Raw genomic sequence first — 22,768 nt, 5'->3', positions numbered from 1 at the left:
AGCGTTCGTTTACTAAACGATCATTCACCAAAGAGGCGCACATGACTCGACAACAAAAAGTAGTGCTTGTGATCGGCGCGGGGGATGCCACCGGGGGCGAGATTGCCAAACGGTTCGCCAGGGAGGGCTACGTCGCCTGCGTCACCCGCCGACAGGCTGACAAGCTGCAACCGCTACTGGACGAAATACGCGCAGCAGGCGGCCAGGCCCATGGCTTTGGCTCCGATGCGCGCAAGGCAGATGAGGTGGCGGCGCTGGTGGAGACCATCGAGCGTGATATTGGCCCGATCGAGGCGTTTGTCTTCAATATCGGCGCCAATGTGCCTTGCAGCATTCTCGATGAAACGCCACGCAAGTACTTCAAGATCTGGGAAATGGCCTGTTTTGCCGGGTTTCTGACCGCTCAGGCAGTGGCCCGGCGCATGGTGGTGCGTGAGCGCGGCACGATTCTGTTTACCGGCGCTACCGCAGGTACACGGGGTGCCGCTGGCTTTGCCGCATTCGCCGGCGCCAAGCACGGCCTACGGGCGTTGGCGCAGAGCATGGCGCGCGAGTTGGGGCCGCGCAATATCCATGTGGCCCATGTGGTGGTGGATGGTGCCATCGATACCGCGTTCATTCGTGACAGCTTCCCCGAGCGCTACGCCCTGAAGGACCAGGATGGCATCCTTGACCCGGCTCACATTGCCGACAGCTACTGGTTCCTTCACGCCCAGCCGCGAGACGCCTGGACATTCGAACTGGACCTGCGCCCCTGGATGGAACGCTGGTAAGCCCCCTCATCGATCAAGGACCGTACCCATGACCAATACCGTCGAATTCTTCTTTGATCTTGGTAGCCCGGCCAGCTACCTGGCGTGGACGCAACTGCCGGGTATGTGCGCCCGCCAAGGCGCAACGCTGCACTACCGGCCCATGCTGCTGGGCGGGGTGTTCCAGGCCACCGGCAATGCGTCCCCGGCAATGATCCCGGCCAAGGGTCGCTACATGTTCACCGACCTGGGGCGCTTCGCTGCCCGCTACAGTGTACCGTTCGGGCTGCCGCCGGGGTTTCCGCTCAATACCTTGATGCTGATGCGCGGGGTGATCGGCACGCAGTTGCAAGACCCGCAGCGCTTCGAGGCGCTGTTGAGGGCATTGTTCACTGGGATGTGGGGCGAGCGGCGCAATCTGGGTGACGCGGCAGTGTTGCAACAGACCCTGGAGCAGGCGGGCTTCGACATTGCCGCATTCAGTGCGCTGGCCGGCGATGTGCAAGTGAAGGCTGCGCTCAAGCAGGCGACGGAGGATGCGGTGGCGCGCGGCGTGTTTGGCGCACCGACCTGCTTTGTTGGTGATGAGATGTTCTTTGGGCAAGACCGCCTGGACTTTGTCGAGGACGCGCTGCGTCAGCGTGCCAGGCGTGTTTCCAGCTGAGTGCGCTCCCACAGGCTGAGCAGGTCGGCCGGGTTGGTGCCATAGCGGTACCAGTCTTCAAGCCCGGCCTGATCGCCGTTGGGTGCCTGGCAGTGGACGCAATGGGCAAGGCCTTCAGCGTCCACGGCCAGGGTCATCTGCCAGCCTTCGATCGTCACATCGACCAGGCCATCGTGGCGGTGGGCGCTTATTTGCAGGGTGTGAACACCCAGGGCTGCGTCGCGCAAGCGCTGATACGCTTCCCGCGTGCTCACGGTACCGCTGCGGCTCACTGTCAGAAATTCGCCGGGGTATTGGCACTGATGATCTCGGCCTCATCCTGGCCGATGTTCTTGAAGCTGTGGGGCAGGGTGGTGGGGATGTAGTAGCCATCGCCCGAGTTGAGCACGCTAACCTGGCCATCGACCCACAATTCGACCGTGCCACGGGTGACCAGGCCGCACTCTTCGCCCTCTGCATGCACGATCGGCTCGCCCGAATCGGCGCCCGGTGCGTACAGCTCGCGCAACATGCGCATCTGCCGCGCCTCGACACTGGCGCCGACCAGCAGCATGCGCAGGCCGTTGCGGCCCAGGTCTGGTTGCTCGCTGGCGCGGAACACGAAGCGCTCTTCCCGTACTGGCTCGTCGAAGCTGAAGAACTCCGCCAGGCTCATCGGGATGCCTTCGAGCAGTTTTTTCAGGGAGCTGACCGAAGGGCTGACGCGGTTCTGTTCGATCTGCGAGATCGTCGAGTTGGTCAGCCCGCTGCGGCGGGCCAGTTCCCGTTGGGAGAGGTTGTTGCGTTCACGCACCAGTTTGAGTCGCGTCCCCGTGTCCATAGCCGCCTTGTAATCAGAGGTGTCAAAAATAATGAGCGACGCATTAAAGCACACTCTGCACGCTTGCGCGCTGTGCTTATCAGGCCCGCTTCTCGCGTGGCATCGGCCATAGCCCGACCAGCAGCAAAAGCGCAGCCACCGCCAGGAACGGCAAGCGCGGGTCGAGGGCATACACCAGCGTGCCGGCCAGTGGCCCGATCACCGCGCCCATGCCCTGGGCAGCGCCGATCGAGCCGGCGGTGGCACCTTGTTCAGAGGCTTGCATGGCATTGGCGGCGAGTGCCGAGAATGCCGGGAACACAAAGCCCATGCCGGCGGCGGCGACGAAGTAGCAGGCCCACAGCCAGGGCGCCGTGGCCGCCAGTGCGCCGCAGGCAAAACCGACCGCCGAGACACTGGCACCCACCCGAATCATTTTCAACGGCGGCCACTCCAGTTGGCGCAGCACCACCTGCGCCAGGATCAGTGCCACACCCACCGTGGTCAAGGCGATGCCGGCAGCCTGGGCGGCCTCGGCCGGGCCCAGGTGCAGGCGGTCGAGGGCGAAGAAGCCGACGGTGATTTGCGACACTGTGACACTGAGCATGGCGCTGAAGGCCACCAGCAAAGGCCGGCGCAGGCGCGGATCGCTCAAGTGCACAGGGCTGGGCGCGTGGCTTTTGGCCAGTGCCTGTGGCTTGAGGGTGAACAGCAGCACGAAGAACGCGCAGGCCGGCAGCAGCGACATGAGGTGGAACGGCAGGCTCAGGCTGTGCCGCGCCAGCAGTGCGGCCAAGGCCGGGCCCAGCACCAGGCCGACGGCGTTGGCCGCACCCAGCGAGGCCATGGCCCGCGCCCGCTGCTGCGGTTCGACATGGTCGGCGATCATTGCATTGCAGGCCACCGGGATGGCGGCATAGAACGCCCCGATGCACCCGCGGGCTAGCATCAGGCCGATAAAGGCCAGGGTTGCGCCCGGCAGCCAGCGCAGCGCGCCTTCGACGAACAGGCACAACAGCCAGTAGGCGAGGGTGAAGCCTGCGCTGCCAAGCAGCAGCACGCGCCGGCGCCCGAGCCGGTCGGCCGCGCGGCCCCAGGGGCGGGCCAGCAGTACCCAGACCACACCGGCCACCGTCACGGCGGCACCGGCTTGCCAGGTGGCCATGCCGAGTTGGCGTGCGATCGGGCCGATCAGGGCGACGAAGGCCATCATCGACATGGTACAGGCCATGTTGGCCAGCAGCAGTGGGCGTAAGTCCAGGGTGCTGGCAGGAACGAGAGTGGCAGGATCCTTTGCGACGTTCATAGGGCAGTCCAGAGTTTTTAGCGAAAAGTACGCCGATCTTAATAAGAATTATTATCGAATGTCGAACGCCCCGGACCGCTTCGGCTCAGTCGCTGCGACGCAGGGGGCCAGGCCACATGCTACGCAAGACGCCGTCGCGACGCACCAAGGCATGCATCAGGGCTGCGCCCAGGTGCAGCACAACCGTCGCGAACAGCAGGTAGCCGGCCCATCCGTGGGCTTGGCGCAGCACGGCATACAGCTGAAGGTCATGCGGGGCGATCGCAGGCAACTGCAGGGGCCGCGGATAACCGCCGGCCGAAAGCATCGCCCAACCCAGCAGGGGCATGGCCAGCATCAAGGCATAGAGCACCAGGTGCGAGGCCCCGGCGGCGAGCCGTTGCAGCGTTGGCAGGTCGCGTGGCAGCGATGGGTGAGGCAGCGTCAAGCGCAGGGCAATACGCAGCAGCACCAGTACCAGCAAGGCCAGGCCCGTTGCCTTGTGCAGCTCGATCAGCAATGGATGGCGCAGTGACAGGTCGCTGACCATGCTCACGCCGATGAACAGCATGGCCACGATCAGCACGGCCATCAGCCAGTGCAGCAGGCGAGCGAGGGGATGGAAGGCTTCGGGTTTCATGGGCGGGCTCCGGTGCCGAGCGATTCGCGGCTGCGGCGGTTGAACGATTCCGAATACGCGGCCGAACGGGCGGCGAGGATCGGGTCGGCGGACGCTTCGATGCCATGGGGCAGGATCAGCGGGTCGAAGTTCAGGTCTCGACAAGCGCCTTGTTCAGCAGCGTCCACCTGTTCGAGCACGAGCGTGCCGGCATCCACACTGCGCCGCTGTGCAGGCCAGGGGCTGGCGGGGTCGTCCACGGCGTCACCGGGCTCGGCCAGGACCAGGCGCAGGGTCCAGCGCAGCGGCCCTTGGGCCAGGCGCTGTTGCAGGTCATGCTGCAGGAACAGTTTGTCGTCCACCTGCCCTGGCAGCGCCGTAAACGCCGTCTGCGGCTCCAGTTGCCAGCGCACTGGCTGGGCTGCCCCGGCGGCGTCGATCAGGCGAAAGGCATTGATGCTGTGGTACTGGGTGCTGGCAAAGCTGTTGCTTGGCTTGTAGCTCGCGGCCCACTGGCGGAACGCCGCGCTTTCAGGGTGAGCCGCGAAGAACGCCTGCTGCCTGGCAGGGTCCGGTTTGCCGGTGGCTGGGTCAGGCGTGCTCGCCAGTACCTGTTCATAGAAGGCTTGCGGCGTGCTCACCGCCAGCACGGGCGGGTTGTTCATGCCGGTACGCCAGACCTGCCCGTCGTCGCTGCTCAACTGAAGCGCCAGGCTGCGCACCGGGATGGCGGTGTCTGGCGCATAAGGGTTGGCGCCACCGATGGCGAAGCGGCCGATCACCGGCACCCGTGCCTGGCTGAACACCCGCGCCGTGGACAGGCTGGCAGCCTGCCCGCTGGCCTGGAAGTAGCCGCTGACGCACAGGCCTTTGGCGTGGTTCTTGCGGTAGCCCGGGTAGTGCCCGGCCTGGGCTTCGAAGGTGTCGATGATGCGCTGCGGCGTCAGCTTGGCTGCGCCGATCCAGCCTGCGGCATAGGCAAAGCCAACGCCCGCTGCCAGCATCACAGCGCCGATGGCGGCCAGGCGCAGGGCCTTGGCGGGGCCGTACAAGGGTGAGTTCATGGTTGTCGTCCGGTTCAGTGAAGATGCCGGTACGACGGGGCAGGGCAAAACTTATTCCCTGGGAGGGAATAGATTTTGTTGCCGGGCGTCTGCCCCATACACTGACAACCCCAGAGGCCGGGACATTTGCCATGCACGATCTGGACGAACACCAATGGCGCGAGCTGCTTGCACGTCTGCGGCGCTTTGCCTTGTGGTTGACGCGCGAACCCGGCAGCGCCGACGACCTGGTGCAAGCCACCGTCGAGCGCGCCTTGAGCCGCCATGGCCAGCAACGCGAGGCAGAGGCGCTGCGCGCCTGGCTGTTCACCATCCTTTACCGGCTGTTTCTCGACGGCAAGCGTCGCGACCGCCTGCATGCCCGTTGGCTGTCCTGGTTTGGCCGTGCCGAGGTGGAAAGCGAGCCGGTCGGCGGCAATATCGAGGCCATCGTCCTGGCCCAGGCCGACCTGCAGGCGTTTGCCCGGTTGTCTGCCGAGCAGCGTGCCTTGCTGTTGCTGGTGAGCATCGAAGGCTTGAGTTACAAGGAGGCCGCCCAGGCTTTGGGCATCCCCATCGGTACTGTGATGTCGCGCCTGTCGCGCGCCCGCAATGCCTTGCGCGAACTGACCGAGGGCAACCCTCAACCCCCGGCCTTGCGGAGACTGAAATGACGCGCCTAATCCCCAGCGAAGACGAATTGCATGCTTATGTCGATGAACGCCTGGCGCCGGGGCGTCGGGCCGAAGTGCAGGCCTGGCTTACGGCCAACCCGCAGCAAGCGGCCAGGGTCGAGGCCTGGCGCAGTGATGCCCGCCGCCTGCGTGCGGCATTGGCCGGCCTGGGTGAACAACCAGGGGCTGCGCAACTCGACCTGGGCCAGCTGCGCCTGCGGCTGCGCCAGCGTCGTCAACGGCGCTGGGCGTCGGCGGCGGTGTTGCTGCTGGCGCTCGGCGTGGGGGGGATGGGCGGCTGGCAGATGCGGGATGCCACGCTGGTAAGGGTCGATCTGCCGATGGCCGATGCGGTCCAGGCTCATCGGTTGTTTGCCGGCAGTGAGGCGCTGGATATCCAGGCCAGCGACCCGACCCAATTGCGTGAATGGCTGGGGCGTCACTTCAACCGCGTAGGGCAGTTGCCGGATCTGGCGGGTTACGGGTTCCGGCCGGTGGGCGCGCGATTGCTCAGCAACGAGCAGGGGCCGGCGGCATTGTTGGTGTTTCAGGATGGCAAGGGTGAACGGATCAGCCTGTTCATGCGCTCGCCCAGCGAGCATTACCAACGCATGCCTGATGGGCAGCGGGTTGATGGGCAACTGGAGGCGCGGTATTGGTCACATGGGGCTTACAACTTTGCGCTGGTCAGCGCGGCGGACGATACGCGTGGGGCAGGGGTGGGGGCGGCGTTGCGGTTGGGGTTGTAGAGCGGCAGGTGCAGGGCGGTGGATTTTCAGCGTTTATGAGATCGAGCGCCGCCCGCGCGGCGCTCGATCTCCCAGGCGCTGCAAATCTACCGCCTACACCCAGCCTCGATCAGCTCAACTCCAGCCAGATCGGCGCATGGTCTGACGGCTTTTCCATCCCACGCAGTTCATAGTCCACGCCCGCTGCCTTGATCCGCGGCACCAGGTGCTGCGAGGCCATGATCAGGTCGATGCGCAGGCCACGTTTTGGATCGTCCTCGAAACCACGGCTACGGTAATCGAACCAGCTGAAGCGGTCGGCCACTTCCGGGTACAGGTGGCGGAAGCTGTCGACCAATCCCCAGCCCTTGAGGCGCTCCATCCACTCGCGCTCTTCGGGCAGGAAGCTGCATTTGCCAGTCTTGAGCCAGCGTTTGGCATTGTCCGGGCCGATGCCGATGTCGCAGTCCTGGGGCGAGATGTTCATGTCGCCCATCACCAGCACCGGCTGGTCATTGCGGAACTGACCTTCGAGCAACGCCTGCAGGTCACTGTAGAAGCGCTGCTTGGCCGGGAACTTGGTGGGGTGGTCGCGGCTTTCACCCTGGGGGAAGTAGCCGTTCATGATGGTGACCGGGTTGCCATCGGCATCGGCGAAGGTGCCCCAGATGAAACGGCGCTGGGCGTCTTCTTCATCGGTGGCAAAGCCCTTGTGCAGGCTCAGGGGGGCCTGGCGCGACAGCAAGGCAACGCCGTAGTGACCCTTCTGGCCGTGGTAGTGCACGTGGTAACCCAGCGCCTGGACATCGGCCAGCGGGAACTGATCGTCACTGACCTTGGTTTCCTGCAGGCCGATCACGTCCGGCTGGTGCTTGTCGATCAAGGCCGCCAGCTGATGCGGGCGGGCACGCAGGCCGTTGATGTTGAAACAGACGATCTTCATGGAAAGACAATCCTGGCAAAAGCCGCGATGCTAGCCGACATCGCGCGTCATCACCAGCATGGCGGGTTGCGGGTGCTGCTGCTAACGTGCTGTAGGGGGTGAACGATGCGCGGTGGCGCCCCTCCAAGGCACTGTAAGCCCATTCCAGGAGGACTGCCCGCAATGCCCGACACCACTGCCACCCCAGCCCGTATCTGCCAGCTCGACGATGGTTACAGTCGCGAGGCACGTTCGCTGCTGTACAACGCCTACCGCCACGAGCCTACGTTCGCCTACATTTTCGAAGCGCAGCGCCCAGGCTATGAGCGGCGTTTGCGCGTGATGGTGCGTGAATGGGTACGCCAGCATTTCTATCTGCAATTGCCTGCAATCGGCCTGTTGGTGGATGACCGCCTGATTGCCGTGGCCCTGATCGTGCCGCCGCTGCGCAGGCTGGGGGTGGCCGACAGCTGGGCCTGGCGTTTGCGCATGATGCTGGGTACTGGCCTGCGCTGCACACGGCGCTATATGGATTACCAGGCGGCATTGGCCAGTTGCCTGCCCACAGACCAGGTGCACGTGTTGCCGTTGCTGGGGGTGCATCCACAGTTTCAGGGGCGCCAGTACGGCGAGCAATTGTTACAGGCTGTGCATGACTGGTGCGCAGAAGACCCGAGCACCCAGGGCGTGGTGCTGGACACCGGCAATGAGCACTACCTGGCGTTCTATCAGCGTCAGGGCTATGAGGAAATTGGCGAGGTTGCTGTAGGGCCTATCCGCGAGCGGGTATTTTTTCACCCCAACCCGGTCTCTTCGAATCCTGCTTTTGCCTGACAGGCCGCCAGACGGCTCCCTTGAGCGCCCGGCTCTGGTAGCATGCGCCGCATGACGTATTCAGGAAGATTGACCTGGGGCCTGGTTTTCTGGGTCGCCAGTTTTGCAGCATGGGGCCAGAGCGAGTTGTTGGTGAAGGTAAAGCCCGCCAACAAAGCGCTCAAGGCCAATGTCGAAGGCTATATTGGCAACCTTGGCGACCGCGACGAAGAAGCGCTATTGCGCTTCAGCCGCGGGGCCGAGGAGCAGGCGCGCAAAGCAGCGCAGGCACTTGGCTACTATCAGGCCCAGATCGAAACCGAGGTCAAGCCCCCTGCCAAGGCCGAGCAACCCGCGCAACTGATCATCCAGATCACGCCGGGCGAGCCGGTAAGGCTGCGCGACGTGACCGTGCGTATCGAAGGCCCTGCCAGTGAAATGAAGGCGTTCCGGGTGCCCGACAGCAAGGCGTTGCGCGCTGGCGAGCAGCTCAACCACGGCCTGTATGAGGATGCCAAGCGGCTGATCCAGAATCAGGCCTCGCGCTATGGGTTCTTCGCCGGCCGCTTCAGCCGCCAGCGCCTGGCGGTCGACCCCCAGGCCGGTGTGGCCGACATCGAACTGGTCTACCAAAGCGGCCCTCGCTATCGCCTGGGCGCAGTCAAGTTCGGTGGTGACACCCCCCTCGATGATGACCTGCTGCAGCGCATGGTCTCGTTCAAACCCGGCACAGCCTACGATTCCGAGCTGATCGCCGAGCTCAACAACGACCTGCAATCAAGTGGCTACTTCGAAGGCGTGCGGGTAGATGCCGCGCCGACCGCTGCCGTAGGTGAGGACATCCCCGTGGATGTCCGCCTGGAAACCCGCAAACCCCGCACCATGGGCCTGGGCCTGGGCTTCTCGACCGACGTCGGGCCACGCGGCAAGGCGAACTGGACGCGGCACTGGGTCAACCCCCAAGGCCACAGCTATGGCTGGGAAACCGAGCTGTCGGCCCCCCGGCAGAACGTCGGCCTGTGGTACGACATCCCGCTGGACCCGCCGCTGACCGACAAGTTGCGCTTTGCTGGCGGTTACCAGAACGAGGAAATCGCCGGTACCGACACCCTCAGCAAGCTGCTGACGGTTGGCCCGGAATGGCACAGCAAGTTGCCCAGTGGCTGGCAGCGGGTCATCTCGCTCAAGTACCAGCGTGAGGAATACCGCCTGGGTGATGACTCGGGGCTGAGCAACCTGCTGATGCCGGGTGTGAGCTTTTCGTACCTGCGCAGCGACAACCGTATCGACCCACACAACGGCTACCGCTTGCAGTTCGACACACAGGTGGCCAAGGAAGGGCTGGTTTCCGACACCAACCTGCTGCACGGCAACGTATTGCTCAAAGGCCTGACCACGCTCGGCCACAACCATCGCTTCCTCGGCCGGGTGCAGTTCGGCGGCAGCGCCACCAACGGTTACAAGAACAACATCCCGCCTTCGCTGCGCTTCTTCGCCGGTGGTGACCAGAGCGTGCGCGGCTATGACTACCAGACCCTGTCGCCGAAAAACAGTGATGGCGACCGCATTGGTGGGCGCTACCTGGTGGCAGGCAGCGTCGAGTACCAATATTCGGTGACTGAGAAGTGGCGGGTGGCGACCTTCGTCGATCAAGGCAACTCGTTCAACACGCTCGAGCTGCCCAGCCTCAAGACTGGGGTAGGTATTGGCGTGCGTTGGGTTTCACCGGTTGGGCCGCTGCGCCTGGACCTGGCCAAGGCACTCGATGACGAGGGTGGTATCCGCCTGCACTTCTCCATGGGGCCTGAGCTGTGACACGTGTGTTCAAATTCATTCTGCTGGGTCTACTCGGCCTGGTATTGGCCGTGGGCCTGGCGCTTGGCATGCTGGTAGGTACCGAAAGCGGCAGCCGCTGGGCGTTGGCAAAGGTGCCGGGGCTTGAGGTTGCTGATTTCACGGGGCGACTGGCCGGCACTTGGCAAGCCAGTCGGCTGAGCTGGGTCGACGGCGGTAACCGAGTCGAAGTACAGGCGCCTCTATTGGCTTGGTCGCCCGCGTGCCTGTTGCGTGGCACCTTGTGTATCGAGCAGTTGCATGCCCAGCGCATCGACATGGCGTTTGCGCCGAGTGAAACGCCAGTCGACAGTGGCCCTTTGCAGCTCCCGGCCTTGCGTTTGCCGGTTGACATCGAACTGGGTGAGGTCAAGGTCGGCCAGTTGCGCCTGGACGGCAGCGACCTGCTCGGTGATCTGCAACTGGCGGCGCACTGGACCCGGACCGGGATGCGCATCGATAGCCTGCAACTGCAACGGGACGACCTGCGCCTGGACCTGCAAGGTGACTTGCAGCCTGAAGGCGACTGGCCTGTGCAATTGCAGGGGCAGGTTCAACTGCCCTCGGTGGAGGGCAAAAGCTGGCAGCTGGCACTGGCAGCCAAAGGCGAGCTGCAGAAAACCCTCACGCTCGAAGGCACCAGCTCGGGTTACCTCGATGCAAGCTTGAGCGGTGAGTTGCAGGCGTTGGCGGAACACCTGCCAGCAACGCTGCAGATTCGCTCCGAGGCGTTCAAACCGACTGCTTCGTTGCCAGATACCCTGCAGTTCAAACAGCTCGAACTCAACGCCAAGGGCGATCTGCTCAAGGGCTATTTACTGTCGGGTTCGGCCAGTTTGCCCGCCGAACAGTCGCCGATCGCCTTGGCCTTGTCCGGGCGGGTCGACAGCAAGGGTGCCAAGCTCGATGCCCTTGACCTCAGCGCCAGCGATAGCCAGCGGCTCAAGCTACAGGCCAGTGCCGACTGGCAACAGGGCCTGAGCGCCGATGCCCAGCTCGAATGGCTGGATTTCCCATGGCTGCGCCTGTACCCACTGGAAACGCCGCCCGACGTCACGCTCAAGCGCTTCAACGCCCAGGTTCGCTACCGCGATGGCAACTACCAGGGCACCTTCAATGGCGACCTTGACGGCCCGGCGGGTGCCTTCACGCTGGCCAGCCCGTTCGAGGGTGACCTGACCCAGGTGAAGCTGCCGCAGCTGGCGCTCACCGCGGGGCAGGGCAAGGCCGCCGGCAGTGTCGCGGTGCGCTTCGCCGATACCCTGGCATGGGACGTCGATGTGCAGCTTTCGGCGCTGGACCCTGCGTATTGGCTTGCCGAACTGCCGGGTACCCTGGCCGGGCCTCTGCGCAGCAAAGGTGAAATGAAGGGTGACGAGCTTAAGCTCGATGCCCAGCTCGACCTCAAAGGCCGCCTGCGCGGTCAGCCGGCGGTGCTCAAGGTCGAAGCGCAAGGGGCAGGGCAGAGCTGGACCCTCGGCGCCCTGGCGATCCAGTTGGGTGACAACCGCATCAATGGCAGTGGCAGCTTGCAACAGCGGCTGGCGGGGCGGGTGGATCTCGACCTGCCGCGCCTGGGCCAGCTATGGCCGAGGCTGCAGGGGCAAGTCAAAGGCCGGCTGGACATTGCTGGCACCTTGCAAGCGCCCCAGGGCACGCTCACCCTGCAGGGCCAGCAACTGGCGCAGGCCGAGAACCGTATCCAGCGACTGGACCTCGACGCCCGGCTGGATAACGCCCAGCGTGGTGTGATCGAGCTCAAGGCGGGCGGCATACACCTGGGTGACACGGCACTGGGCACCTTGCAGGCCAATGGCAAAGGTGACATTCGCCAGCAGGCCCTGACGCTGGCGCTCGACGGCCCGCAGCTCAAGCTCGACCTTGGCCTGGACGGCCAGTTGAACAAGGGCGATTGGCGTGGTCGGTTGGCCAGTGGGCGGATCCAGGCCGGTGGCCAGGACTGGCAGTTGCAGGCTCCGGCACGCTTGCAGCGCTTGGCCAGCGGCCAGCTAGATTTCGGCGCCCATTGCTGGCGTTCCGGTCAAGCCAGCCTGTGTGGTGAAGACCAGCGCCTGGCACCGGAGCCACGCCTGCGTTATCACCTCAAGCAGTTCCCCCTGGACAGCCTGGCCCAGTGGCTGCCAAAAGATTTTGCCTGGCAAGGCCTGCTGAACGCCGACGTCAACCTCGATGTGCCGGCCAGTGGCCCCAAGGGCAGCATCGTAGTCGACGCCAGTGGCGGCACCCTGCGGGTGCGTGACAAGGACCGCTGGGTCGACTTCCCTTATCAGGCCTTGCGCCTGGACAGCACCTTGGCGCCACGACGTATCGATGCCCGCCTGGCATTTCGCGGCGAGCGCCTGGGTGAACTGAGCTTGAATACCCGCATTGACCCACTGGGCAAGAATAAACCGCTGTCGGGTGATTTCAGCCTGACGGGCCTGGACCTGTCGGTGGCCCGACCATTCGTGCCCATGGTCGAGCGCCTGACCGGGCAACTCAATGGCAGCGGTCGTTTGTCGGGCACCTTGCTTGCGCCACAGGTCAACGGCAACCTGGTGTTGAGCGGTGGCGAGGTCAGCGGCGCCGAGTTGCCGCTAAGCCTGCAAGACTTGTCATTGCAGGCAGCCATTGCGGGCGAGCAGGTTCAGCTCAATGGCAACTGGCGCAGTGGCGAAGCAGGGCGCGGCCAACTGACCGGTAACCTGACCTGGGGCCAGGCGCTGGGCATGGACCTGCGTTTGCAGGGGCAGCAATTGCCGGTGACGGTGGAGCCCTACGCGACCCTGGAAGTCGCCCCTGACCTGAACTTGCGCCTGATCGACGACAAGCTGGCAGTGACGGGCAAGGTCCAAGTGCCAAAAGGCAAGATCACGGTACGCGAACTTCCGCCATCGACCGTGAAGGTGTCCGATGACACGGTGATCATCGGCCATCAGACCGAAGAGGGTAAACAGCCCCTGGCAATGGCGATGGACATCGATGTCGAGGTTGGGCGAGACAAGCTGTCGTTCAGTGGTTTTGGCCTCACTGCCAACCTGCTCGGCCATGTGCACATCGGCGACAACCTCGATACCCGGGGTGAGTTGAGCCTGGCCGATGGCCGTTACCGTGCCTATGGGCAGCGCCTGACCATTCGCCGGGCGCGGCTGCTGTTCGCTGGTCCGATTGATCAGCCGTATCTGGACATCGAGGCCATTCGCAAGGTCGATGATGTGATTGCCGGTATCCGTTTGAGTGGCAGTGCCGAGCAACCGACCACGCAGGTGTTTTCCGAACCCGCCATGAGCCAGGAGCAGGCGCTGTCGTACCTGGTGCTGGGGCGCCCGTTGGGCACATCGGGTGAAGACAACAACATGCTTGCCGAAGCAGCGTTGGGCCTGGGGCTTGCCGGCAGTGCCGGTATCACTGGGAGCCTGGCGTCGAGCCTGGGCATCGATGATTTCCAGCTGGATACCGAAGGTTCGGGCAACACCACCAGCGTGGTCGCCAGCGGCAACCTGACCGAGAAACTGAGCCTGCGTTACGGGGTAGGGGTGTTCGAGCCTGCCAACACCATCGCGTTGCGCTACAAGTTGAGCCGGATGGTCTACCTCGAGGCGGCAAGCGGGTTGGCCAGCTCGTTGGATATCTTCTACAAGCGGGACTTCTGATCGCCGCGGTCAGCAACGGACCGTGGCCGCTTCGATGAATTCATTGGAGCCGGAGAGGGGTGGGGGACTGGACCTGGGTAGGCGTACCGGTGTGATCAGGCTGGTGTATTCCTCGATCAGCCGGTTCAGCGCTTCAGGCGGCTCGCTGGCCTGAAACTGCATGCGGATCTGTACCTCGTCGGGGTCGCGACTTTCGCCCTGGCGGCCTTGGCCGCCAATGGTGACCTTGAAGCTGGCCGCAGTTTGCTCGCTGGCGGTCAGCAATGCTTCTTGCGCCTCGGTGCCCTTGACCCGAACCGACAAGTCGACCTGCATGCGTTCCAGGGCCAGGCCCTTGGGTGATACCAGCGCAAACAAGGGCACGCGCATGATGTGCTGCTCATCCATGGCCACTTCGACCATCTTGGCCTTCATCGGGGCGCCCAGTGCTTCGGTGTCACAGTCGAAGAACTGATCGAACAGGTTGATGTACTGTTGTGCAATCAGGCTGTTGGTGGCACTGGCGGCTTCTTGCAGGCCCCGCGTGATCTCGCGCAGGTCGATGGATGTCATGGGGGCTAGGGACTTGTCCAATCATTCGGCTCCTGGGTGGGGTGGTGCCCCCTGCTGCGAGGGGGCGATTCTTGCCAGCTTCAATTTGTTGGCGGGGTGTCACTGTCAGCTGGTTGTTTGCCAGGGGCCTGCGGATTGGTGCCTGCCGTGGGGCCTTTCAACCTGTCGGCCTGCGAGATAGCGTCTGGGCTATCAAGCGTCGCGCTCTTGACGATGGTGGGTTTGGTTGCGGCTTCGGTCAGGAAGTCGATGACCCTCATCATTGCTTCGGGCGGGTCCTGCCGCTTCAAGGTAGTGTTGAACGCGTAGCGGGCGCGGGTATCGGTCTTGCGGGTTTGCGTGGACTTGTGGCTGATGCTGCCCTTGACGTTGAGGCTGAATGGCCCCCAGCCAAGGGACCCGGTGGCTTCTGCGGCCATGTTTTTGTCGGTTACATCTTCCGACATCTGATTGATGGTCAGTTCGAACTCGACTTTGCCTTCTTCGATGGAGATGTTCGGGTGGGTGATCGCTGCCACCAGCGGCACTTTCATCGTTTTGCTGACGACGCCTTGGTACTCGCCCTGTTCATCGACGATGGTTTCGTCATAGTCGAACTGGATCGCGACGGCCTTGCCTTCCTGAACGCAGACTTGCATCAGGAAGTCTGCATAGGACTTGCTGGCGGTGACCTGTGCTTGGACCATAGCTTGCAGGGGGCCTGCAATCATACGGTCCATCGGCAAGGCATTGATGACGGATCCGATGAGGCTAGAGTCTATCGACATAGCTGGATTCTCTTTTTAGTGGGGTTGCATGAAGGGTCGTCAGTAACGACCTCGTTGCTCATTGGCTAGCGAACGCAAGGTTCCTGGCGGCGGATATTGCCGATCTGGCGCAGGCTCAAGCCGTATTTGTCGGCCAGCAAGCTGCGTGACAAACCATCGGCGCTTTCTTTCTGGATCTGCAGGTTGCGCAGCTGGCGCATGAAGTGATCGGCCTTGGGGATTTCCAGGGCTACGCCGGCGAAGCGTTTGATCAGCGCATCGAGCGCCTCGGCCGGGAGTACATCGGCAAGCTTGGTCCGCTCGCGGTGCTTGGGGATGTATTTGGGTCTGCCGCCATAGGCGCAGGTCAGCTGGAAAGCGTTTTCGATACCGATGCAGTCGATCAGCGCTTGCAATGAATGCGGCAAATGGCTGATGTCTATGCAGGTGAGGTCTGGTAACTCCATGCGACGCTCCTTCGTTCAGGGTTGCGATGCGGTAAGCGATCACCCGCGGCGTTATGTCGAAGGTGTGACTGGATTCTCAGGTAGAGCCAGGGCGCGTCGCTAGGCGGCATTTAGGCTGGGGTTTGTAGCCTCGGTGAGCAGGGTTTGCAGGCAGCGATTTCGCTTGTTGTAGGACACTGCTTCAACTACTCGCCGCAGCTGTTGATTTTCCGTTGTCGCACTTCACAGCTTGCAAGTTGGGGGCGGGGACCCTCAGTCGCACGGATAGCTGCTCAACAGGCTGGCACTTTTCAAGTAGGCCTTGGGGGTTGTGCTCATGCCCTGTGGCAGGGCGCGCCAGTCGACCAGCAGGCACAGAGCACTGAACGCATGCTCGCCGCGCTTTCCTACAGTGCGATCGGGAAAGTCACGGCGATAAAGTGCTCGGGTCTGCTGCACGGGGTAAACCTGATCGGCCTGCGCCAAGGTCTGGCGGGCCAGCTCTGGCAGCAGCGATGCAGGCACGGTGAAATGAACCTGACCGGTGCGGGCTTGCAGGTAGCCGGCTTCGCGAGCGCGCTGCCAGAGTTGCTGCCATTGGCTAGAGCCGGCGTTGGCGGCCAGTTCGCTGCCTAGCTTGAACAACTGCTCGGCGGGCGCCTGGCGAGTGTCCAGCGCGTAGACAGGGAGGTAAGTCAGGGCAAGGGATGCGAACAGCATGGATCTGTACATGGTGCCTCCGGCACGGGCGATGAGGACCCATGCTTTCAGGCGAACGGCACCACGCTAAGCAGGAAATGCAGCGCTGGTGCGGGTGAGCGTTGTATCATTGCCGCGGCTCGTTGCGAGCCATTTGCCCCTGATGTTGCAAGGAACTTTGAATGACACACGTGCAGCGCCTCAAATATTCACTTCTGATCATCCTGGTGGTACTGGGCCTAATGCTGGGCCTGTCCCACCTGCAAAAGCAAGGCACGATCAGTGAGCAGACCTTCCAGATGCTGGCGATCGCCATTGCCGTGGTCGTGGTCGTGATAAACGGCATTCTGCGGCGCAAAGTCAAGCGCTGAGCTGTGCGGGCCGGCCAGCTGTGGCCGGCCATACGCTCAGCGGGGGGCGGTTTGATCCAGCACGGCGCGGGCCTGGGGGTTGAGGCTGTAGCATTTGTCGCTGCCCAGGTTGATGACGCCTTCGGCGCACAGCCGCTTGAGTACTTCGCGCACACTGAGGAACGACAGCGGGATATCCAGTTGTTCCAGTTGTGCGTGCACACCACGCACGCCGATGCTGCGGCCATTGCGGTCTGCCGCATGCAGGGCATCAATCACTTTGAGCCGAATGAGACTGGTGCGCAGGCCAAAGGTGCGCAGCAGCTCGCGAATCTGTTCGTTACCAACACGTTCCTCGGCGAAAGCGTCCTGTCCTTTGGGCGCCTTCCCCGGGATGTGCCCGGCCTGCATTGAGGGTTGCGGGTTGTACATGTGAATGCTCCTTTTCGTGGACTAACCCGAAATGTGGTTGCCTCACTTACTAGGACGAATGAGAACGGAAAATCTGCAGCCCGCTCGCAAAAAAATTGCCTGTTGCTGTTCAAGACGTTCTACCTCGTTGTAATACGTAAAATTTTCATTCAGCCATTCGTCTGATCGGGATGACCCCTGACTCCGAGGTGTGCCCGTGTTCTCAATTTCGCGTCCCATGACCCGTGCCAGCTTGGCCGCTGCCCTGGTCGCCTTCAGCATTGCCTTGCAAGCGCAGCCCGCCAGCGCCGATGCCAGCGCGCAGATCCGCCGTACCAGCTTCGGGGTGCCGCACATCGTGGCCAAGGATGAGCGCGGCCTGGGCTATGGCATTGGTTATGCGTATGCCCAGGACAACCTGTGCCTGCTGGCCAACGAGGTGCTGACGGTGAGCGGCGAGCGCTCGCGCTATTTTGGTGCCAAGGCCAAGACCTTCGAACAACGCGACAACCTGGCCAGTGACCTGTTTTTCACCTGGCTCAACACGCCGACTGCCGTGGGTGCGTTTCTAAACGCTCAGCCAGCGCCGGTGCGTGACCTGCTGGACGGCTATGCAGGTGGCTTCAACCGCGCCTTGGCCGAGCGCCGCAGCCAAGGCTTGCCGCCAGAGTGCGGGACTGGGGACTGGGTGCGGCCGATCACCAGCCAGGACCTGGTCAAGTTGACCCGCCGGCTGTTGGCTGAAGGGGGTGTCGGCCAGTTCGTCGAGGCGTTGGCAGGGGCGCAGCCCCCTTCGCTGACCAGCCAACGCGCGGCGGCCGGTTTTGCCACGGCGCTGGCTCGGCAGGCGCGTTTCGCTTCGGAACGAGGCAGCAACGCGGTGGCTGTCGGGTCGCAGCGCTCGGCCAACGGCCGTGGCCTGTTGCTGGCCAACCCGCATTTCCCGTGGATGGGCGGTATGCGCTTTTATCAGATGCAACTGACCATACCGGGCCAGCTGGACGTGATGGGGGCTGCATTGCCAGGCTTGCCGGTGGTGAACATCGGCTTCAACCGCCACCTGGCCTGGACGCACACGGTCGACACGTCGAACCATTTCACGCTCTACCGTCTTCAGCTCGATCCGAAGGACCCGAGCCGCTACCTGCTCGACGGCAAGTCGCTGCCGTTGATGCGCCAAGCTGTCAGCGTCACGGTCAAGGCCGAGGATGGCACCTTGAGCCAGGTCGAACGCCAAGTCTACAGCTCGAAGTTCGGGCCCGTGGTGCAGTGGCCAGGGCGCCTGGACTGGGACGCGCAAGCCGCTTACAGCCTGCGCGACGCCAACCTGGACAATACGCGGGTGCTGCAGCAGTGGTACCGCATCAACCGGGCCGACAGCCTGGACGCGCTGAAGGGCTCGGTGGAGCAGTTGCAGGGCATCCCTTGGGTCAACACGCTTGCCGTGGATGAAGGTGGCCAAGCGCTGTACCTGAACCAGTCGGTGGTGCCCTATGTCGACCAGCAACTGCTGAGCACCTGCAGCAACCCGAAGGCCTCAGGGCGCCTGGTGGTGCTGGATGGCTCGCGCAGTGGCTGTGCGTGGAAGGTCGATGCGCAGGCCGCGCAGCCCGGGATCTTCCCGGCGCGATTGCTGCCCAGCCTTGAGCGCAAGGACTTTGTGCAGAACTCCAACGACCCCGCCTGGATGGCCAACCCCGCGCAGCCCTTGACCGGTTTTTCACCGCTGGTCAGCCGCAACGACCAGCCGCTGGGCATGCGCGGGCGTTTTGCCCTGAACCGCCTGCAAGGTAGCGCAAAGCTTGGCGTCGACGACCTGCAGCGCATGGTCACGGACGATGAAGTCTACCTCGCAAGCTTGCTGCTGCCGGACCTGCTGGCGTGGTGCAAAGGAGCCGAAGCGGACCTGCAGCCAGTGTGTGACAGCCTGTTGGCCTGGAACGGCAAGGCAGACCTGGACAGCGGCATTGGCCTGGTGCATTTCGAGAACATGTTCAATGCCCTGGCGGCCCACCCTGAAAGCTGGCGGGTGGCCTTCGACCCGGCGGACCCGCAGCACACGCCGCGCGGCCTGGCGGTCGAACAGGCGGCGGTGCGCAAGCTGTTGCGCGAGGCGGCCTTGGCGTCCTTGCAACAGGTGGGTAAAAGCGGAGTAGGGCGCGACAGCCAGTGGGGGCAGGTGCAGCAGGCTCTTGACGGTACGCCTGTACCGGGTGGCCCGCAGGGGCTTGGGGTCTATAACGCGATCCACAGCGTGCCGCATGGGCCGGGCAAGCGCCTGGTGGTCAGTGGTACCAGCTACCTGCAACTGGTCAGCTTCACCGATCAGGGCCCACAGGCTCTGGGGCTGCTGGCGTTCTCCCAGTCGAGCGAGGCGGGTTCGGCGCATGCCCATGACCAGACCAAGGCGTTCTCGGCCAAGCAGCTGGCAGTGATTCCGTTTACCGAGGCGCAGATCAAGGCGGACCCCGAGTATCGTGAATATGTGATCAGTGAGGGGGATAAAGGGGCAGTGGCCCAGCATTGAGCCTCTGTCCGAGGCGGTTGTCGTAGGAGCGGCCTCGCCGGGCGCTCCTACAAGCCGGTTGTCATCCGTTTGCAGAAAACTCGAACGGCGCCAGCTGAAAACCCTGCTCGTCAACCTGCAGGGTCCAACCTCGGCGGTCCCAGTCCCCCAGCACGATACGCCGTGCGGGCTGGCCGTCCACCACCAGCTTGTGAATCGCCGGCCGGTGGGTATGGCCATGCACCAACGTCCTGACACCGTGCGCCGCCATCACCTTAGGCACTTCCTCTGGCGTGACGTCGACGATCTCGGTGGCCTTCATGCGGGTCTGCGAGCGGCTTTCGCTGCGCAGCTTGCGCGCCAGCTTGTGCCTCGAAGACAGCGGCAGGTGCCGCAAAATCCACAGGCTCAACGGGTTGCGCAAGTAACGACGCAGCTTCATGTAGGCCAGGTCCCGGGTGCACAGTGTGTCGCCGTGCATCAGCAATACCTGCTCACCGCCCAGTTCGATCACGCTCGGGTCGGCCAGCAAGGTGCAGCCGGCGGCATTGCAGAAATCCTGACCAATCAGGAAATCACGGTTGCCGTGCATCAGGTAGATCGCCGTACCGCTGTCGCTCAACTGGCGCATGGCTTGGCAAATCGATTGTTGGAAGGGCGTCATGGCATCGTCGCCGATCCAGGCTTCGAAGAAATCGCCAAGGATGTACAGGGCCTTGGCGTGGCGCGCACGGCCGTCGAGCAGATCAAGAAACGCCCGGGTGATATCCGGGCGTTCTTCTTGCAGGTGCAGATCAGAGATCAGCAGTATCACTCAGACGATCTCGGCTTTCTCGATGATCACGTCTTCTTTAGGCACGTCCTGGTGGCCGGATTTGGAACCGGTGGAAACGGCTTCGATCTTGTCGACGACGTCTTGGCCTTCGGTTACTTTGCCGAACACGGCGTAACCCCAGCCCTGTGTGTTCTTGGCGCTGTGGTTGAGGAAGTCGTTGTTGGAGGCGTTGATGAAGAACTGCGCCGAGGCGGAGTGCGGCTCCATGGTACGGGCCATGGCGATGGTGTACTTGTCGTTCTTAAGGCCGTTGTCGGCTTCGTTCTGGATGCTGGCACGCTTGTCTTTCTTCTCGTTCATGCCTGGCTCGAAGCCGCCGCCCTGGATCATGAAGCCCTTGATCACGCGGTGGAACACGGTGTTCGAGTAGTGGCCGGCTTCAACGTAGGCCAGGAAGTTGGCAACGGTCAGAGGGGCCTTATCGGCGTCCAGTTCCAGGACGATGTCGCCGTGGTTGGTGCTCAGTTTGACTTTGGACATGCTGAAATTCGCTCTTACAGGGCATTCGGAAATAGGTTGCGCAGGTTCACGCTCAGTCACCTGACGCTGGATCGGGCTGCCGCGGCACACGTACGCGGGGCCCATTTTGCCGGATCGCGACAATTTGCTGCGATAAATCGCGCCACTTTGTCAGCGGCCGGCTGTCAGCAGCTTGACTGCTTCGGCTATGATAGGCCCTTTGATTCAATCGGCCTACCCAGGCCGGACACGTGCATTCAAGGATCCTATGAGCAAGCCCACTGCCGACAACGCGCCCAACGCCGCTGCCAAAGGCGCCCCCGCTGTCCCTGCGAACTTCCTGCGGCCGATCATCCAGGCCGACCTGGACTCGGGCAAGCACAGCAGCATCGTCACCCGTTTCCCGCCGGAGCCCAACGGCTACCTGCACATCGGTCACGCCAAGTCGATCTGCGTCAACTTTGGCCTGGCCAAGGAATTCGGTGGTGTCTGCCACCTGCGTTTCGATGACACCAACCCGGCCAAGGAAGACCAGGAGTACATCGACGCCATCCAAAGCGACGTCAAGTGGCTGGGCTTCGACTGGGCCGGCGATGTGCGCTACGCCTCCAATTACTTCGACCAGTTGCACGACTGGGCCGTCGAGCTGATCAAGCGTGGCAAGGCCTATATCTGCGACCTGACCCCTGATCAGGCCAAGGAGTACCGCGGCAACCTCAAGGAGCCAGGCAAGAACAGCCCGTTCCGCGAGCGCAGCGTCGAAGACAACCTTGACCTGTTCGCCCGCATGAAGGCCGGCGAGTTCAAGGACGGCGAGCGCGTGCTGCGGGCCAAGATCGACATGGCGTCGCCGAACATGAACCTGCGCGACCCGATCCTCTACCGCATCCGTCATGCCCACCACCACCAGACCGGTGACAAGTGGTGCATCTACCCCAACTACGACTTTACCCACGGCCAGTCGGACGCCATCGAGGGTATCACCCACTCGATCTGCACCCTGGAATTCGAAGGGCATCGTCCGCTGTACGACTGGTTCCTGGACAACCTGCCGGTCCCGGCGCACCCGCGTCAGTACGAGTTCAGCCGCCTGAACCTGAACTACACCATCACTTCCAAGCGCAAGCTCAAGCAGTTGGTCGACGAGAAACACGTCGATGCCTGGGACGACCCGCGCATGTCGACCTTGTCCGGCTTCCGTCGCCGCGGCTACACGCCAGCGTCGATTCGCAACTTCTGCGAAATGATCGGCACCAACCGTTCCGACGGTGTGGTCGACATGTCGATGCTCGAATTCAGCATCCGTGACGACCTCGACCGCACCGCGCCACGCGCCATGTGCGTGCTGCGCCCGCTGAAAGTGGTCATCACCAACTACCCAGAAGGCCAGGTCGAGCAACTCGAACTGCCGCGCCATCCGAAGGAAGACATGGGTGTGCGGGTACTGCCGTTCGCACGCGAACTGTACATCGACCGTGACGACTTCATGGAAGAGCCGCCGAAGGGTTACAAGCGCCTGGAACCAGCCGGTGAAGTGCGCCTGCGTGGCAGCTACGTGATCCGGGCCGATGAGGCGATCAAGGATGCCGACGGCAACATCGTCGAGCTGCGCTGCTCGTACGACCCGGACACCTTGGGCAAGAACCCCGAGGGCCGCAAGGTCAAGGGCGTAATCCACTGGGTGCCGGCCGCAGGCAGCGTCGAATGCGAAGTGCGCCTGTACGACCGCCTGTTCCGCTCGCCTAACCCGGAAAAGACCGAGGACGGCGGCAGCTTCCTCGACAACATCAACCCGGATTCGCTGCAAGTGCTGACTGGCTGCCGTGCCGAACCGTCGCTGGGTCAGGCGCAGCCTGAAGACCGCTTCCAGTTCGAGCGTGAAGGCTACTTCTGCGCCGACCTCAAGGACAGCCAGCCGGGCCGCCCGGTGTTCAACCGCACCGTCACCCTGCGTGACTCCTGGGGCAGCTAAGGAACCG

23 protein-coding genes are annotated in these 22,768 nt (G+C 63.3%); 10 read left to right on the top strand and 13 right to left on the bottom strand.

Annotated features, from left to right (window positions below; translation table 11 throughout):
• The first annotated feature begins 41 nt into the window (after window positions 1-41).
• Window positions 42-773 (top strand): SDR family oxidoreductase, encoded by a 732-nt coding sequence (locus LJX93_RS14690; RefSeq protein ID WP_227696099.1) that lies wholly within the window; start codon window positions 42-44, stop codon window positions 771-773.
• 28 nt (window positions 774-801) lie between these two features.
• Window positions 802-1,416, top strand: coding sequence for a 2-hydroxychromene-2-carboxylate isomerase (locus tag LJX93_RS14685; RefSeq protein WP_186655757.1), 615 nt, complete (start codon window positions 802-804; stop codon window positions 1,414-1,416).
• Here LJX93_RS14685 and LJX93_RS14680 read toward each other — a convergent pair.
• The 5 genes from LJX93_RS14680 to LJX93_RS14660 form a co-directional block, all read right to left on the bottom strand.
• Window positions 1,389-1,613: a hypothetical protein gene (locus LJX93_RS14680; RefSeq protein WP_371856430.1), complete on the bottom strand. Its 225-nt coding sequence runs from the start codon at window positions 1,611-1,613 to the stop codon at window positions 1,389-1,391. The genes LJX93_RS14685 and LJX93_RS14680 overlap by 28 nt on opposite strands.
• A gap of 77 nt (window positions 1,614-1,690) precedes the next feature.
• Window positions 1,691-2,236 carry a cupin domain-containing protein gene (locus LJX93_RS14675; protein ID WP_027594799.1) on the bottom strand — a complete coding sequence of 182 codons (546 nt, stop codon included), beginning with the start codon at window positions 2,234-2,236 and terminating at the stop codon, window positions 1,691-1,693.
• 79 nt (window positions 2,237-2,315) lie between these two features.
• Window positions 2,316-3,521 (bottom strand): MFS transporter, encoded by a 1,206-nt coding sequence (locus LJX93_RS14670; RefSeq protein ID WP_186655754.1) that lies wholly within the window; start codon window positions 3,519-3,521, stop codon window positions 2,316-2,318.
• Between the two features lie 85 nt (window positions 3,522-3,606).
• Window positions 3,607-4,140 carry a cytochrome b gene (locus LJX93_RS14665; RefSeq protein ID WP_047583031.1) on the bottom strand — a complete coding sequence of 178 codons (534 nt, stop codon included), beginning with the start codon at window positions 4,138-4,140 and terminating at the stop codon, window positions 3,607-3,609.
• The gene (locus tag LJX93_RS14660) at window positions 4,137-5,183 is read right to left on the bottom strand and encodes a catalase family peroxidase (protein WP_047583032.1); all 1,047 of its coding nucleotides are present in this window, start codon (window positions 5,181-5,183) and stop codon (window positions 4,137-4,139) included. Before LJX93_RS14660 ends, LJX93_RS14665 begins: the two co-directional genes overlap by 4 nt.
• A gap of 131 nt (window positions 5,184-5,314) precedes the next feature.
• Between LJX93_RS14660 and LJX93_RS14655 the strand changes: the two genes are divergently transcribed.
• On the top strand, window positions 5,315-5,836 hold the full coding sequence (locus LJX93_RS14655) for a sigma-70 family RNA polymerase sigma factor (RefSeq protein WP_033698297.1): 522 nt from the start codon (window positions 5,315-5,317) through the stop codon (window positions 5,834-5,836).
• On the top strand, window positions 5,833-6,585 hold the full coding sequence (locus tag LJX93_RS14650) for an anti-sigma factor family protein (RefSeq protein WP_033698295.1): 753 nt from the start codon (window positions 5,833-5,835) through the stop codon (window positions 6,583-6,585). The genes LJX93_RS14655 and LJX93_RS14650 overlap by 4 nt, the downstream gene beginning before the upstream one ends.
• A gap of 109 nt (window positions 6,586-6,694) precedes the next feature.
• Here LJX93_RS14650 and xthA read toward each other — a convergent pair whose 3' ends face one another.
• A complete protein-coding gene (gene xthA / locus LJX93_RS14645) occupies window positions 6,695-7,507 on the bottom strand; it encodes an exodeoxyribonuclease III (RefSeq protein WP_033698293.1) in 813 nt (270 codons plus the stop codon).
• Between the two features lie 162 nt (window positions 7,508-7,669).
• Between xthA and LJX93_RS14640 the strand changes: the two genes are divergently transcribed.
• Genes LJX93_RS14640 through LJX93_RS14630 form a run of 3 tightly spaced genes read left to right on the top strand, consistent with a single transcriptional unit; the run spans window position 7,670 to window position 13,785 of the window.
• Entirely contained in the window at window positions 7,670-8,320 is a 651-nt protein-coding gene (locus LJX93_RS14640) for a GNAT family N-acetyltransferase (RefSeq protein WP_033698291.1), read from the top strand.
• 51 nt (window positions 8,321-8,371) lie between these two features.
• Entirely contained in the window at window positions 8,372-10,114 is a 1,743-nt protein-coding gene (locus LJX93_RS14635) for an autotransporter assembly complex protein TamA (RefSeq protein ID WP_227696097.1), read from the top strand.
• Window positions 10,111-13,785: a translocation/assembly module TamB domain-containing protein gene (locus tag LJX93_RS14630; RefSeq protein WP_047583033.1), complete on the top strand. Its 3,675-nt coding sequence runs from the start codon at window positions 10,111-10,113 to the stop codon at window positions 13,783-13,785. The genes LJX93_RS14635 and LJX93_RS14630 overlap by 4 nt, the downstream gene beginning before the upstream one ends.
• Window positions 13,786-13,794: 9 nt before the next feature.
• On the opposite strand, the gene LJX93_RS14625 is transcribed toward LJX93_RS14630, so the two are convergent.
• The 4 genes from LJX93_RS14625 to LJX93_RS14610 all read right to left on the bottom strand — a co-directional run bounded on the left by LJX93_RS14625 (window position 13,795) and on the right by LJX93_RS14610 (window position 16,261).
• On the bottom strand, window positions 13,795-14,358 hold the full coding sequence (locus tag LJX93_RS14625) for a DUF2589 domain-containing protein (protein WP_033698288.1): 564 nt from the start codon (window positions 14,356-14,358) through the stop codon (window positions 13,795-13,797).
• Between the two features lie 59 nt (window positions 14,359-14,417).
• Window positions 14,418-15,104: a DUF2589 domain-containing protein gene (locus LJX93_RS14620; protein ID WP_033698286.1), complete on the bottom strand. Its 687-nt coding sequence runs from the start codon at window positions 15,102-15,104 to the stop codon at window positions 14,418-14,420.
• Window positions 15,105-15,169: 65 nt separating this feature from the next.
• Complete coding sequence (locus LJX93_RS14615) at window positions 15,170-15,550, bottom strand: Mor transcription activator family protein (RefSeq protein ID WP_033698285.1); 381 nt, start codon at window positions 15,548-15,550, stop codon at window positions 15,170-15,172.
• 252 nt (window positions 15,551-15,802) lie between these two features.
• Window positions 15,803-16,261, bottom strand: coding sequence for a hypothetical protein (locus LJX93_RS14610; RefSeq protein ID WP_033698283.1), 459 nt, complete (start codon window positions 16,259-16,261; stop codon window positions 15,803-15,805).
• A 149-nt stretch (window positions 16,262-16,410) separates the two neighbouring features.
• Here LJX93_RS14610 and LJX93_RS14605 point away from each other — a divergent pair, with 149 nt between their 5' ends.
• Window positions 16,411-16,599, top strand: coding sequence for a hypothetical protein (locus LJX93_RS14605; RefSeq protein WP_033698281.1), 189 nt, complete (start codon window positions 16,411-16,413; stop codon window positions 16,597-16,599).
• Between the two features lie 36 nt (window positions 16,600-16,635).
• Here the strand turns inward: LJX93_RS14605 and LJX93_RS14600 are convergent, their stop codons facing one another.
• Complete coding sequence (locus LJX93_RS14600; RefSeq protein ID WP_033698279.1) at window positions 16,636-17,010, bottom strand: fe2+ zn2+ uptake regulation protein; 375 nt, start codon at window positions 17,008-17,010, stop codon at window positions 16,636-16,638.
• Window positions 17,011-17,206: 196 nt separating this feature from the next.
• On the opposite strand from LJX93_RS14600, the gene LJX93_RS14595 reads away from it, so the two are divergent.
• On the top strand, window positions 17,207-19,516 hold the full coding sequence (locus LJX93_RS14595; protein ID WP_227696096.1) for an acylase: 2,310 nt from the start codon (window positions 17,207-17,209) through the stop codon (window positions 19,514-19,516).
• 61 nt (window positions 19,517-19,577) lie between these two features.
• Here the strand turns inward: LJX93_RS14595 and LJX93_RS14590 are convergent, their stop codons facing one another.
• Window positions 19,578-20,309, bottom strand: a complete 732-nt coding sequence (locus tag LJX93_RS14590) for a UDP-2,3-diacylglucosamine diphosphatase (RefSeq protein ID WP_227696095.1) — start codon at window positions 20,307-20,309, stop codon at window positions 19,578-19,580.
• Window positions 20,310-20,810: a peptidylprolyl isomerase gene (locus LJX93_RS14585; RefSeq protein ID WP_033698274.1), complete on the bottom strand. Its 501-nt coding sequence runs from the start codon at window positions 20,808-20,810 to the stop codon at window positions 20,310-20,312.
• Window positions 20,811-21,057: 247 nt separating this feature from the next.
• Here LJX93_RS14585 and LJX93_RS14580 point away from each other — a divergent pair, with 247 nt between their 5' ends.
• On the top strand, window positions 21,058-22,761 hold the full coding sequence (locus tag LJX93_RS14580; RefSeq protein ID WP_227696094.1) for a glutamine--tRNA ligase/YqeY domain fusion protein: 1,704 nt from the start codon (window positions 21,058-21,060) through the stop codon (window positions 22,759-22,761).
• Window positions 22,762-22,768: the final 7 nt, after the last annotated feature.

It is taken from the genome of Pseudomonas sp. HN2-3, assembly GCF_020691745.1.
Taxonomy (GTDB): Bacteria; Pseudomonadota; Gammaproteobacteria; order Pseudomonadales; family Pseudomonadaceae; genus Aquipseudomonas; species Aquipseudomonas capeferrum.
This window is presented reverse-complemented; position numbering and strand designations above follow the sequence as displayed.